Below are 12,321 nucleotides of genomic sequence, written 5' to 3'. Positions count from 1 at the left end.
CGCAGCCAACGGCCGACAAGACGACGAAAGTGGGGCATAGGTTACCGGGGGAGGCAAGTCGCATTCTGCATACTTGCACTGGCGCCGGTGGAAGCCGTGAAGACCGGGCGTACCCCGTGTGAGCCCGCCTGCCTCAGGGCTTCGGCGGCCGCTCGTAGTCTTCCGGCTTGGCGGTGTGCTCCGACTCGGGCATGTCCTTCTCCTTCCACTTAGCGTCGTCGTTCCGAAGCTTGTCGGGCGTGTGCGCCTTGTCCTGGTCAGCCACGTCCGCGCCGGGGTTGAAAGGCAACTTGGTCATGGGTCGCTCCAACGATGAGGGGTGATGTACATGCTGAGCCTGAAGCCATGAGAGCAGCGTCTTGGTGGCATCTACATCCTCGCTACATTGCGGTCACCGACCGGGAACGCCTTGACGGGTATCTGTGGTTGCACTTATCACGCCACAAGGAATCGCCGATGCGCGCGTTGACCTACCACGGCAGCAAAGACGTTCGGGTGGACACCGTCCCGGATCCCACCCTGGCAGCGCCCGATGACCTGATCCTGCGCGTTACGGCCACCGCCATCTGCGGCTCTGACCTTCACCTCTACCGCGGCAAGATCCCCGATCTCCACACCGGCGACGTGCTCGGTCACGAATTCATGGGCGTCGTGGAAGAAGTTGGCAGCGGCGTGACCGACCTGAGACCGGGCGACCGCGTAGTGGTGCCGTTCGTCATCGCATGCGGCGAATGCTTCCACTGCAAGCTGGCTGAACACGCGGCTTGCGAGACCACGAACACCGGCAAGGGCGCGGCAGTAAACCAGAAAGGCATCCGTCCGCCGGCTGCACTGTTCGGCTATAGCCATCTATACGGCGGCGTGTCGGGCGGTCAAGCTGAATATGTGCGGGTTCCCAAGGCAAACGTAGGCCCGCTACGCGTGCCTGATGCGCTACCCGACGAACAGGTGCTGTTCCTCTCGGACATCCTGCCTACCGGCTACCAGGCCGCCATCAACGCGGGGGTCAAACCGGGGTCTACCGTGGCCATCTTCGGCGCCGGCCCGGTGGGGCTGATGGCTGCCGCGTGCTGTCGTCTGCTGGGCGCCGAGACCATCTTCATGGTCGACCATCTGGCATACCGGCTGGCGTTCGCCGCGCAGACGTATGGCGTGACCCCGGTGGATTTCAGCCAGATCGAAGACCCAGCGCAGTACATCGTCACCCAGACAAACGGGCGCGGCGTGGATGCTTCCATTGAAGCGGTCGGCTTTGAAGCCGAAGGCAGCGCGCTTGAATCGGCGTTGACCACCCTGAAGGTAGAGGGCAGCAGCGGGGTGGCAATCCGCCAGTGCATCGCGGCCACCCGCCGCTGCGGGATCGTGAGCATTCCCGGCGTGTATGCCGGCTACCTGCATGCCTTCCTGCTGGGCGATGCGTTCGACAAGGGCCTGACCTTCAAGATGGGCCAGACCCACGTGCAGGGGCTGATGCCCGAGCTGCTGGACTACATCGGGGAGGGTGTACTCGACCCGGGCGTGATCATCACCCATCGACTTCCGCTCGAAGAGGCCGTGCGCGGCTATGAACTCTTCGACCGCAAGGAGGAGGACTGCCGCAAGGTGATCCTCATTCCTTGATAGAGGCGCACGCGCGATGACCTCGATGCCAGTGGATCTGTTGGGCTGGGCGGCCACGGCCGTCCTCATTGCCACGCTGTCTCGACAGATCTACAAACAGCACCAGGCGGGTTCCACGGAGGCGGTGTCCACGTGGCTATTCATCGGTCAAATGACAGCCTCGGTACTGTTCATCGCTTACAGCGCCCTTATGGGATCTACGGTCTTCGTGGTCACCAACAGCCTCATTCTCCTGACGGCTGTGGTTGGACAGATTCTTGCGGTGCGGAGGCGAAGCCGGGCGACAACCCCAAGGCCCAAACGGCCGCATGAAATCAGGGCTCCTTGAACCCCAGCGGCAAGTACAGTGTATGCGCGTTTGCCGTGGCTTCGCGAAGGCCGTATGCGCGGTGGAAAAGGGCAGCGCTTTCGTGGAGCGCCGGCGTCGTCCTCGAGGACGTGTGTAGTGCTGATGCCATCACGGTGATGCTGGGCTGCCTGCTGTTGCAGGTAGCCATTCAGCGTCGGTTCGCCACATGTAAACCTCTACCGTTTGCGGCGCTTGGGCTTGAGCTGTTCAACAGCAGCCCGAATCAGCCCTGTCCCACGCGCGCAAGCGCCTGCATAAGCTTGGCATTGGGCTGGAAGGGTGCGTCCAAAGCCTTCAGGAAGCGTCGGGACTCTTCAGCCGAGAGGGTAATTGTCAGTTCGGCAGCCATGACGTTGTCGGCTTCGCGTAGTAGCGCGTCGCGCAAAAATGTCGAGTGGGGCACACCCCGCAGGTCCGCGCCACGGATGATGCGCGCCTTGTCAGCAGGCTTCAGGCGCAGGTCGATGCGGGCGATAGCGGTAGTCATGGGTGATCCTCCTGTACGGAAGTTTGCCGTACATCTGCCACGAGTCAATTACCCGCCAAAAGCTACGTAGGGCATGTTCATCTACGAGGCCCGGTAGACAAAGCAACGTCGGAACTCAATCAGGGCAGGGAGCACGGTAAGGAGCAACGCCGGCACGATGGCAAACACCCACATGGGTAGCGGGGCTGGCTCGAAGGTCAAACCAACCCCTGCCTGGTTGACCGGGATGGACCAATAAACGGCGCCTGCCGCAATCCAGGGGGCCAGATCCAGGATGCTGTGAACATGCTGCTCGACGGGCCGGATCGCGCGTTTGGGATAGGCCACCTTTGTGTCCCAATAGCCAGTGATCGCATGCAGGCACACCAGTGCCAGCAGGATCGCCAGCAGTGTTGGCGATGCCTGGAAGCTAAGCCAAAGTACTGTAGCCAGCCCCAGGATCCCAATCTGAACCAGGTGCAGCGTTGATTCTTTCAGACCCGACGTGGCTTCGATGTTGCTGGCCCTGTGTAGCATGAAGTCCATGGCACCTGCAGACAGCCAAAGCAGGTAAAGCAGATGCCAACCGGTCACGCTCATGACGGATATCCGCCGTCAGCGACTACGTAGCAATCACTCTTCATCGTAACTCCGGCATCTTGACCAAAAGTTGGTATCACGGAACTTTAGCGAGCTCACGCCGGCCGCCCTTGATTCCTCAGCGGCGCAGGTAGCTCGCCAACTTCAAGACTCGCGCCGCCTTTGAGTCTTGCAGCAGGCGTAACGCCGTCCTTCGGTTGGCGCCAAGTCCAGCCACCGCCTCCTGCACCACGATCGTGTCGTACTCCCTCGCATTGCTGTCGAAGCACGTAGCGGTAATGCACGATTCGGCGGTCATCCCCGCAACGACGAGCTCCTTCACTCCAAGCTTGGCGAGCAGCACGGTAAGCGGGGTGGCGAGGAACGCCGAGTGTTTGGGCTTAAGCACGAAATAGTCGCCAGGCTGTGGCTGCAGAACCTTGGCGATATCGGAGGACTCGCCCTCTGTAGCCAAGCAGACACTTACCAGCTGCTTGAAGTCCATCTGCCAGTTGGCGAAGTTGTCATTTGCGTAGATGACCGGGTCTCCCCGCTCGCGAAAACGCTCCGCCAGGACGGATATCTTCCTCGCGGCCTGCAGTGCCTCGGACTTCACCATGTCAGCTTCCGGAAAGTCGAACAGGGTGAACATGTCGATGATCAAAAGAGCTGGAATGGGCTGGGGCATGCTGGATGAGACCTCTCAATCGCCCGTCTGGCTATGGGGTGCGGCAAGCGGCTTGGACTGCGGCGAGTCTTTCTGACGCAGGAAAATGGTCAGGATGACCAGCGAGAGCACGGCCAGGAATTCGCTCTGCCAGTTCTGGAACGACTCGAACCAGAAGCTGCTGCTCCAAAGGTGTTCCCAGCACGTCGGGGCCGGCTGTCCAAACGCCAGCTGCTCCTCGACCTCCGCACGCCAGCTGCCCGCCAGGTGCAGGGAGAAGCTCATAAGGAACAGGGCGCCGAAGGCGATCGCCAGGGAGTGACCGTACAACGTCTTCCAGAGCCCCCCCTTGCGGACGGCCCACGGGGTGGGGCCAGGTTCAACGCGCTCTTCTTCCTGGGCTTCGTCCAGCGGCCTGGATTCGGCGGACCCCTTCTGGCGGAGGGTGACAGTCAACAGCACATACATGGCCATCTGGAGGAACTCGCTTTCCCAGTTCTCGAACGTGGCGCTGACGAAGTGCCCGCTCTGTAGGTACTCCCACAGGTCCAATGACGCACGATGTGCGTCCGCGAGCTCCTGATTATGTGCCAGAAAGCCGGTCCACACCTGCCCCCCGAGGAAGCAGAGAAGCAGCAGGAGCAGTACTATGGATAAACCGTTACGTTTCCACATGAGCATACGGCCCAGAGTTGACCAAGCGACGCGGCGTTTGCCCTGCCTATGCGACTTGAGTGGAGGAGCGGCAACCCGTGCCGCCCTCCGAGTTACACATTACGCCGCCTGGGCGGCCTTGGCGTTTCCACCGGACTTCGCCAGGAGGGTCAACTTCTCATCGGTTGCCTTCTCTTCCTCCAAGGTCTCAAGAAGGAGCGGCAGCGCGTCCTTGTACCCCAGCTGCTTGGCAATCGCTGCGATGGTGCCATACGAGGCAATTTCGTAATGCTCCACCTTCTGGGCGCCACCGATCAGCGCAGCGTCGCGCACGGGGCCCTTGTCAACCGAGTCAATGACTTCCTTGCCTTCCTCGACCAATCCTTCCATGGCGGCGCACTTGATGCGCTTGAGGCGAATGCCCAGCACTTCGACGACCTGGTCGATGCGCTCGATCTGACCCTGTGTCTCTTCCAGATGAGTCTCGAACGCTGCCGCCAGGTCGGGGTTTTCTGCGGCCCGCGCCAATCGCGGAAGGGCCTTGGTCAGCTGCTTTTCAGCGCTGTAGATATCGGAAAGCTCGTGGACGAACAGCTCTTCAAGGGTTTTAATCGCCATGTATCGATCCTCTGGTGGAAGGGCTTATAGGTTGACGCCCGCGATGCTTAAGGACCGTGAAGCCAAACGCTCAAGCGAAGAGGTTTTCTTCACGTGGCATCCGGATTTCCCTCACTACCAAGCCGTTTAACAGAGTCATGGAACCCTTGTCTGGCCAGCCCTAATGCATGCAGAATCCGGGGTAGGGAAAAGGGGGCTACATGGACGTACGTTTGACAGTGATCACCTTGGGTTTGCTGGTTTCGTCGACAGCGGTCGCGCAGATACACACCGCCACAGGGCCCAGCCCCAAGCCCGCGCAAGTCGTGCCAAAGGCGGCCTACAACTCCATGTCGAATACCACCACGCCTTTCAACTGCGAGCAGTATGGATGGCCCAATCACCCGGATCCCAAAATGAAGCTCTACTGCGACCAACTGGAAGCGAGCACGCTTCAGGGTGAGGCGCGTCGCGCCGGGCGCCCCGGCCCATCTGACGACGTGATTCGCCTGCCTGCACTGGGGAGTGAAGCGGCGGCAAAGTCAGGGCGCGCATGTGTGGGTGGCCAGGCGATGCGCAAGCTGCCGAATGGGTGGGAACAGGTCTCGTCACCTACCGGCGGCTGGCAGCGGTGCAGGGCGGAGTAGGGCGCTAGTCCCGACTCGATTCTCTTCGATTCCGATGCTACAGGCGATGCAGCGGACCACGCCGACGGGGGTACCGGCGGCCGTTTGCGCGACATGTGCCCATTGCGACAGGGTGGAACGAAACCCGTAGATGAATTTTCGCAGGGCCTCGTCATCCGAAAGTGCGATCTGGTACCGTGGTAAATGCGCGCTGGCACACAAATTGTCTCAAACTGATGTGTTCGCGACATCTTTTTTGCTGCCGCGCTGACAAGCAGCAATGGCAATAGAGGAATTCGATTTCCAGTACTCTTACGCCGGTCGCATGGTGTGTCTTGGGTGTCAGAACCCGATGTGGAATTGCATGGTGACCAATCTGTGTCGGGAGGGTGGCGCAATACAACACCCTCGCGGAAAAGCGTCGCACCGTATCCACATCACGGTTCTGAACCTCCCGACTCCCTCGCCATTCCGGCGAGGGAGAACACACAGGAGAACCATGATGCACGACGACTGGTCCACGCTGACCCCCGACGAACGCGCCTTCCGCAAGCGCTTCTGGCGCGCACCGCAGAGCCTGATCATCAACGCGTTTCACCACGAAGGTCTCGAAACGTACCCAGGATGCCCAACCGTTCCCTGTCTGAAGGCGAGGGGGCTTTGGATCCGCGATCTGGGCATTGAGCCGGGAAGGCGCATGTACCTGGGCACCGGGCCAGGGGTGATGGTGCTTGCCGCCGATCCGTCACCCGAGGCGCTCTCCAAGGTCCTGGTCCGATTCGAGAAGACCGGCGGTAACTGGAAGCTGGGCCTGCCTGGATGACGGTTACGCCGACCGGGGCGGCGGAGTCGCCGCCCCGGATGGAGACCTTCATGGACGCCGGTGCCGTAGGCGATGTCGCAGTTCCACGGCATTGTGAAAAACATCTGTGCAAATCGGGGAAGTCTATCTCCACTTCTTCACGATAGGTTCGCCTCGTCCACATGGATGACACCGTAGGGTCTGGACTACACCCACGGAGGAGATTCACATGGCAGAAATCAAAGAGAACTTGTTGGATTGGCTGCGCGATGCACACGCGATGGAGCAACAGGCCGAAACCATGCTGAAAGGGCAGGCATCGCGCATCGAGCACTACCCGGTGCTCAAGGCCCGCATTGAGGAACACATTCAAGAAACCATCGGGCAGCGCGAGCTGTTGGAAGGCTGCATCAAACGCTTGGGTGGCTCTCCCTCCACGATCAAAGATGTGATGGGAAAGATGGCCGCATTCGGTCAGGCGGTTGGTGGAATGACCGCCTCCGACGAGATCGTCAAGGGCGCGATGGCGGGGTATGTATTCGAACACTTCGAAATCGCCTCCTACACCGCCCTTATTGCCGCCGCGAAGACGGCCGGAGATGCAGAAACGGCCCGCGTCTGCGAGGAGATCCTGGTGCAGGAAGAGGCGATGGCCGAGTGGTTGGCTGCGCACCTGCCGGAAGTCACGGAAGAGTTCATGGTCCGCGACGCCACGCCGGGCGTGGAAGCCAAGAAATAGTAGACCTTATCGAAATCCGGGATTTCGTCCCAGCCAACGCCAGAGGACCACACCATGTTTCTGCACCACAAAAAGCTCATGTACACCGTCCGGGTCGAGCGCTCTGATCCGGCCCTTGCAACCCTGATGCTGGAACAGTTTGGCGGCCCCCAAGGGGAGTTGGCCGCTGCGATGCGCTACTTCACCCAGGCGCTGGGGGAGACCGATCCGGGGCGGAAGGATCTCCTGTTCGATATCGCCACCGAAGAAATCAGCCACCTGGAAATCATCGGCACCATCATTGCCATGCTCAACCAAGGGCCCAAGGCCGTCCAGTCCGAGGGCATGGCCGAAGTCGAGGACATGCGTAACCTGGGTGGTAACAGCACCAGCCACACGCAGCAGATCCTCTACGGGGGCGGCCCTGCGCTCGTGAACTCCAGCGGCGTGCCTTGGAATGCGGCGTATATCGACTCCATCGGTGAGCCCACTGCGGATCTACGCTCGAACATCGCCGCAGAGGCCCGTGCCAAGATTGTCTACGAACGCCTCATCAACGTCACCGACGATCCCGGCATCAAAGACGCCCTGCGCTTCCTGATGACCCGCGAGATCGCGCATCAGAAATCGTTTGAGAAGGCGCTTTACAGCATTCGCCCCAACTTCCCGCCCGGCAAGATGCCCGGCGATCCGGCTTTCACTGATCTCTACATGGACATGTCCCAGGGCGAAGGCGACGTCACGGGAAGCTGGAACAGTGGTGATCTCTGGGAGCAGGTCAGCGATCGCGATGCGCAGGCTGCATTGGACGGCGGTGAAGGAGGCTACTCGGTCGGGCTATCTGAGCGCGAGAAGCTGGCGTTGGAGGCAGTCAGCTTGCGCACGCTTTCGGACCCGGAAGAAGATCCACTTACGGGCGCCGAACTGGCCGCCGGCGAAGGCGCGGGTGCAACGAAGAGTCCGGCCCGGGAGCCATGAGCCATGTTGTCTTCAATGACCACGAAGTGAGGATACAACCGTGGCCGACAGCTGCGGCGGTGCGGCAGCGCCTGGGCAAGTAGGTCGCCGCAATGTCCTTGGTCGAATACCGCCGCAAACGCCGCTTTGACCAGACCAAGGAACCCGAGCCCGGCAAGGCGTTGCCAGCCGGGCAGCGGGCGAGATTCCCAAGGGGGAGTATGGGGGTGGCCATGTCGCGCAGTTTGACCAGCGTTGGCACTGCCTGCAGCAGTGGCGGCAGAGCCTGCCGCAGGGCCCTTCTAGCCCCAGCTGGCCAAGCCAGGCGACGTGCCCCCGAAGGGCGAGCAGTGGATTCATGGGATCAAATGGGATGGTTATCGCATTGGCGCGTTGGGCGCAGGACGAGTGAAGATCACCACGCTTCCACCATCCATTAACCGACGCCATCGTATGCTCGGACCTGCAGGCTGCATATATAGAGGAAAAGAGAGTGCCGGTTCATGCAATCGCCTATGTGAGTCAGCTGGTTCCCGGCCTTGGTAGAGATGAGATCGACGAACTCGTCCGCGACGCCGCTGCGCACAATTCCATGGCGGGAGTAACCGGCGTTCTGTTGTGTGATGGAGCTGTTTTTCTCCAGTACCTTGAGGGCCCCGCTGACGGAGTAGCGTCCGCCTATCGCCGGATACGCAACGCGACGAGCCACTTCGAGGTTATGGAGTTGGGGCGTGCGATGACAGGAGCCAGACGCTTCCCGTTCTGGTCAATGCATTGGATTCCTGTCGATCAGTCCGATCTCGCTGAAGCCACAAGGGCTGAATGGGCTGCCCTGGTGCAGAGCCATCATCCGGCAAGTCAGCGCGCTACGGGCGTGGACAAACTTAGGCAGCTTGTTGCGCCGCACCTCAACTAAACCGGCAGGCTCTTGTCTCGCGACTCCGCGTCTCAGGGAGGGAGCCAGAGGGCAGGGTGGGCGTCATGATCGACCGGATGAGTTGCGGCTGGCGCGGATCGATGTAGGCCCAGCGGGCTCGGGTGGCGCGACAAGGGCACTCACGACGCGGACCTTGTCTGGAAGGTAGACTACCGGGACACTGGCAACGGAAAGCCGATGCCGCCCCTGGATACACTGAGGCCGACACCGCATGAAAGCTACAACCAGAATTATCACCTTGAGCCTTGCATTCTTCATGTACGGCTCTGGCGCCCAGGCGAACGAAAGCACCACCCAGGTCATCAAGCGTCAAGCGCCTCCAGGCATTACGAACCTGTTCTACGCTTGCGTTGAAAATGCGGGATCAGACGGCATCGCACTTGCTGCATGCCAATCTGGAGAGAAGGAACGCCAGGACGTTCGATTGAATGGCGCCTACAAGGCACTGCTCAGCACGCAGCGTGACACAGCCAAGGAAAATCTGATCCGCGCCGAGCGCGCGTGGCTCGATTCCCACAACACCAGCGGTGCGTTTGAGTCGTCACTCTACGGCAGCGAAACCGTGAGCAGCTTTCAGGTCATGCAGAACGAGATTTTTCGTCTCTGCGAGCGCGCCAATGTTCTCGAAGAATATCTCGCGGTCGCGAACGATCATTAGCCACAAAGTCGCAACCGGGACACACCTCCGCCCCAATCATTATCCAGCTTGGATGACAGCCCCATGCGTTTTATTGCAGCCGCCAGTTCGCTTTTCGTTGTACTGACCATTGCTTCTCCCGTCTCGGTATCTGCGGCGGAACCTGACGTATTCGGCATCAAGGTGGGGGCGCCGTTAGCGCTGCCGTTTTGCGAACTAGCCATGCCAGCTCCGCCTGCCCGCGAGACCAAAAATTGGTTGGGGACCAGGAGGTTCGAGAGGCTGACGACCCCGCCGCCAGAGCCGCTGAAGGTCACTCCGCCAGCAACAGGGCTGTGCGTGGCGCCCGGCACGACAAACCTGGCCGTGGGCAATACCGAGTTCGGACCCGGCGAGTACGGTTACCTGTTCTTTGCCACGGATGAGTTCCCGGCGTGGGTCGCGCCCATCGGCATGGCGATCGGCGCGGGCGCAGGCGACACCCTTTCCCTGGAAGGTGCGGGCGGCTTGGTTCTGCTGCACGACTTGCGTGTGATTGCCTTGCGCTTTAACACTACGGGGTTCGAGGCGCAGCCGCGCGTGATGGAGCTGCTGAAGCGCAAGTTCGGTTCGCCCGTTTCGCAGGAGGCGGTGGCCTGGAACAACGATCAGGGCGGCAGCCGTGAGTCGATTTCCGCGCAATGGCGCAAGCCCGATTTCTTTGTCGATTATTCTTCGGTCGCGAGGGCGCATGGGCTGGCGGGCGGGATAGGGTCCCTGAGCATCGGCAATGATCGGGGGAAGCAGGTGCTGCAGCCTGCCAGCAAGGAAGCGGAATTCTAGGGGACGGGCGCGCGAGGCGTGCACCTGCCGTGGTTCAAGCCATCCGCTTTCTCATGGAGACACGCTCGTGGCCTACGCTGGCTGAAGCTCCACTCTCCTAATGATGAGGCGCAATTTCCATCACCCGGTGCGGGTGATAGTTTCAGTTGCGTTTTCGCAATACCGCAGAGGGTTCGATCATGAAAGTTCTGGTGACCGGTGCAACCGGGCTGGTGGGGCAGGGCGTGGTACGCGCCTGCGAGGCGTCCACGGCGGTCGACCGGATGGCGGCACTGGTCCGCAAACCGGACGATGCCGGCCCGGGAAAGGACGAAATCGCCCTCTCTGACTTCATGCAGGCCTCATCGATTGCCGACCGCCTTTCAGGCTTCGACGCCTGCTTCTACTGCGCGGGCGCGCCCCCGGTTGGCACGCCCGAAACGGAGTACCGGCATGTCACGCTGGAGGCCACCCTCGCGGTCGCGCGAGCCTGGGCCAAGGCAAACCCAGCGGGTTGCTTCCTTTACGTGTCGGGTGCCTACGCCGACCCAACCAGCCGGGTCATGCCGCTGCGGATCAAGGGCGAAACCGAGCAGGCACTTGGGGCACTGCCCATACGTACCGTGATGCTCCGACCGGGCGGGGTACGGCCGGTCGAACATACCGGAACCCGCCACGGCGCGCTGAAGCCCCTTTACCTCCTGGGTGGACCGCTGATGAAGGTGGCCGAGCACATGGCCCCCTCGATGGTGACGAGCAACGAGGCCATCGGCCGAGCTATGATCGCGCTGGCATCGCAAGCGCAGCCCCCGGCGGCTGTTGAGTGCGCGGAGATCAACGCCTTGGCCGGGCATTAAGAGGTAGGTTTGAGAGCAGTAAGGAGGCCCAGGAGCTTCAAGAAAGCGCCTCGATCTGCGCCATTCGCGAACGTCCAGAACTCTATCTGGGCAAGGTGGTGACTGTCACCGCAAGCTACACCACTGATTCAATGCACTTTGAGTTTTTGACTGATCCCGGTTGCCGCCATGGCATGCTGGACATTGGGTTCCGAGTGCCGGAGCGCGAAGCCTCGGTCGATGACTTCAACGCAGCGCGGAAGGCGCTCTGCGAATCTGAAGATAAGCCATATCTATGCGTCGTTGAAGCGATGGTGACCGTACGAGGCCGGATCGCCGAAGACCACGGTGCGCACCTGAATCCGGACGCTACCGTTCTGGTTATCAATCCTTTCAGTGTCAGCGATTGGGAATTCAAGAGTGGACGTTAGAAGCGCCCGCAGGCCCTTGGTGTTACCAGCGCGCCTTCGCTGGGGTCGCATTGTCGCCATATCTGCCATTCTCGTTGCAGCTATGGTCCTCCTGGCGTTCATGGGCCCAAAGACCAAGCCGCTTCAGGTGCCCCTCGAGGTCGTTGATCCGCCATCCGCATTCCAGGCGCCGGCGGCGTTCGAAAAAGCAAACGACATTGCCGTTCTTCGCGCTGTGATGAAAAGAGCGTGTGAAGCACGCAGTCCGGTCGTATTGGATTCCAAGCCCAGCGATGAGAACCAGAGTCGCAGCAGCCGGAGCCTCGAGAACTTCCCGGACGAACTTGCCTGCGCCAAGGTTGAGATTGTTGACTCGCGCAAGCTTAAGGACCTCTTCAGCAGGCCTTATCACGGCAAAACGAACACCACGCTCGTAGGCGGTTGGGGAAACTTCTATGCTGCATATCCAGATGCCACTGGTGTGATCACGCTCAGTCTTCCGACGTACCCGTCATTGACCACGGCTGTGGTCAATCTCGGCCGCACCTGCAGCTACAGGTGCGGCGCAGGCTGGGAGATCCACCTGGCCAAGATCAAGGGAGAATGGGTGATCCGTGACATACGTTCCACCTGGATCACTTGAGCCCGCGTTCAATACGACTCAA

The 12,321-nt window shown here is 60.8% G+C and carries 17 protein-coding genes; 11 read left to right on the top strand and 6 right to left on the bottom strand.

Annotation, left to right across the window (positions count from 1 at the left end; all coding sequences use genetic code 11):
• Positions 1–133 precede the first annotated feature (133 nt).
• Positions 134–298, bottom strand: a complete 165-nt coding sequence (locus HGB51_RS01555) for a hypothetical protein (RefSeq protein WP_171966709.1) — start codon at positions 296–298, stop codon at positions 134–136.
• A 158-nt stretch (positions 299–456) separates the two neighbouring features.
• Between HGB51_RS01555 and HGB51_RS01550 the strand changes: the two genes are divergently transcribed.
• Together HGB51_RS01550 and HGB51_RS01545 are read left to right on the top strand one after the other, a co-directional pair.
• Positions 457–1,620, top strand: coding sequence for a zinc-dependent alcohol dehydrogenase (locus HGB51_RS01550; protein ID WP_070206173.1), 1,164 nt, complete (start codon positions 457–459; stop codon positions 1,618–1,620).
• Positions 1,621–1,645: 25 nt separating this feature from the next.
• Positions 1,646–1,948 carry a PQ-loop repeat-containing protein gene (locus HGB51_RS01545; RefSeq protein WP_070206253.1) on the top strand — a complete coding sequence of 101 codons (303 nt, stop codon included), beginning with the start codon at positions 1,646–1,648 and terminating at the stop codon, positions 1,946–1,948.
• 244 nt (positions 1,949–2,192) lie between these two features.
• Here the strand turns inward: HGB51_RS01545 and HGB51_RS01540 are convergent, their stop codons facing one another.
• The 5 genes from HGB51_RS01540 to HGB51_RS01520 all read right to left on the bottom strand — a co-directional run bounded on the left by HGB51_RS01540 (position 2,193) and on the right by HGB51_RS01520 (position 4,953).
• A complete protein-coding gene (locus HGB51_RS01540; RefSeq protein ID WP_070206172.1) occupies positions 2,193–2,456 on the bottom strand; it encodes a type II toxin-antitoxin system TacA family antitoxin in 264 nt (87 codons plus the stop codon).
• Between the two features lie 81 nt (positions 2,457–2,537).
• On the bottom strand, positions 2,538–3,035 hold the full coding sequence (locus tag HGB51_RS01535; RefSeq protein WP_070206171.1) for a hypothetical protein: 498 nt from the start codon (positions 3,033–3,035) through the stop codon (positions 2,538–2,540).
• A gap of 118 nt (positions 3,036–3,153) precedes the next feature.
• On the bottom strand, positions 3,154–3,702 hold the full coding sequence (locus HGB51_RS01530) for a cysteine hydrolase family protein (RefSeq protein ID WP_070206170.1): 549 nt from the start codon (positions 3,700–3,702) through the stop codon (positions 3,154–3,156).
• Positions 3,703–3,717: 15 nt separating this feature from the next.
• On the bottom strand, positions 3,718–4,356 hold the full coding sequence (locus HGB51_RS01525) for a DUF6766 family protein (protein WP_070206252.1): 639 nt from the start codon (positions 4,354–4,356) through the stop codon (positions 3,718–3,720).
• Between the two features lie 99 nt (positions 4,357–4,455).
• Complete coding sequence (locus tag HGB51_RS01520; protein WP_070206169.1) at positions 4,456–4,953, bottom strand: YciE/YciF ferroxidase family protein; 498 nt, start codon at positions 4,951–4,953, stop codon at positions 4,456–4,458.
• Positions 4,954–6,060: 1,107 nt separating this feature from the next.
• Here HGB51_RS01520 and HGB51_RS01515 point away from each other — a divergent pair.
• The 9 genes from HGB51_RS01515 (at position 6,061) to HGB51_RS01470 (ending at position 12,299) form a co-directional block, all read left to right on the top strand.
• Positions 6,061–6,381, top strand: coding sequence for a hypothetical protein (locus tag HGB51_RS01515; protein WP_141738945.1), 321 nt, complete (start codon positions 6,061–6,063; stop codon positions 6,379–6,381).
• 208 nt (positions 6,382–6,589) lie between these two features.
• Positions 6,590–7,099 (top strand): ferritin-like domain-containing protein, encoded by a 510-nt coding sequence (locus tag HGB51_RS01510; protein ID WP_070206166.1) that lies wholly within the window; start codon positions 6,590–6,592, stop codon positions 7,097–7,099.
• A gap of 54 nt (positions 7,100–7,153) precedes the next feature.
• Complete coding sequence (locus tag HGB51_RS01505) at positions 7,154–8,056, top strand: manganese catalase family protein (RefSeq protein WP_070206165.1); 903 nt, start codon at positions 7,154–7,156, stop codon at positions 8,054–8,056.
• A gap of 472 nt (positions 8,057–8,528) precedes the next feature.
• Positions 8,529–8,951, top strand: coding sequence for a BLUF domain-containing protein (locus HGB51_RS01495; protein ID WP_070206164.1), 423 nt, complete (start codon positions 8,529–8,531; stop codon positions 8,949–8,951).
• 259 nt (positions 8,952–9,210) lie between these two features.
• Positions 9,211–9,630, top strand: coding sequence for a lysozyme inhibitor LprI family protein (locus HGB51_RS01490; protein ID WP_246233391.1), 420 nt, complete (start codon positions 9,211–9,213; stop codon positions 9,628–9,630).
• 63 nt (positions 9,631–9,693) lie between these two features.
• The gene (locus HGB51_RS01485; RefSeq protein WP_141738944.1) at positions 9,694–10,431 is read left to right on the top strand and encodes a hypothetical protein; all 738 of its coding nucleotides are present in this window, start codon (positions 9,694–9,696) and stop codon (positions 10,429–10,431) included.
• Between the two features lie 179 nt (positions 10,432–10,610).
• A complete protein-coding gene (locus tag HGB51_RS01480) occupies positions 10,611–11,267 on the top strand; it encodes an NAD-dependent epimerase/dehydratase family protein (RefSeq protein WP_070206161.1) in 657 nt (218 codons plus the stop codon).
• Positions 11,234–11,677, top strand: coding sequence for a hypothetical protein (locus HGB51_RS01475; RefSeq protein WP_141738943.1), 444 nt, complete (start codon positions 11,234–11,236; stop codon positions 11,675–11,677). The genes HGB51_RS01480 and HGB51_RS01475 overlap by 34 nt, the downstream gene beginning before the upstream one ends.
• Before the next feature lie 100 nt (positions 11,678–11,777).
• Positions 11,778–12,299: a hypothetical protein gene (locus HGB51_RS01470; RefSeq protein ID WP_141738942.1), complete on the top strand. Its 522-nt coding sequence runs from the start codon at positions 11,778–11,780 to the stop codon at positions 12,297–12,299.
• Positions 12,300–12,321: the final 22 nt, after the last annotated feature.

The organism is Stenotrophomonas bentonitica (assembly GCF_013185915.1).
GTDB classification, from domain to species: Bacteria; Pseudomonadota; Gammaproteobacteria; order Xanthomonadales; family Xanthomonadaceae; genus Stenotrophomonas; species Stenotrophomonas bentonitica.
The sequence above is the reverse complement of the archived record's forward strand: the minus strand, read 5'-3'. Positions and strand labels throughout refer to the sequence as shown.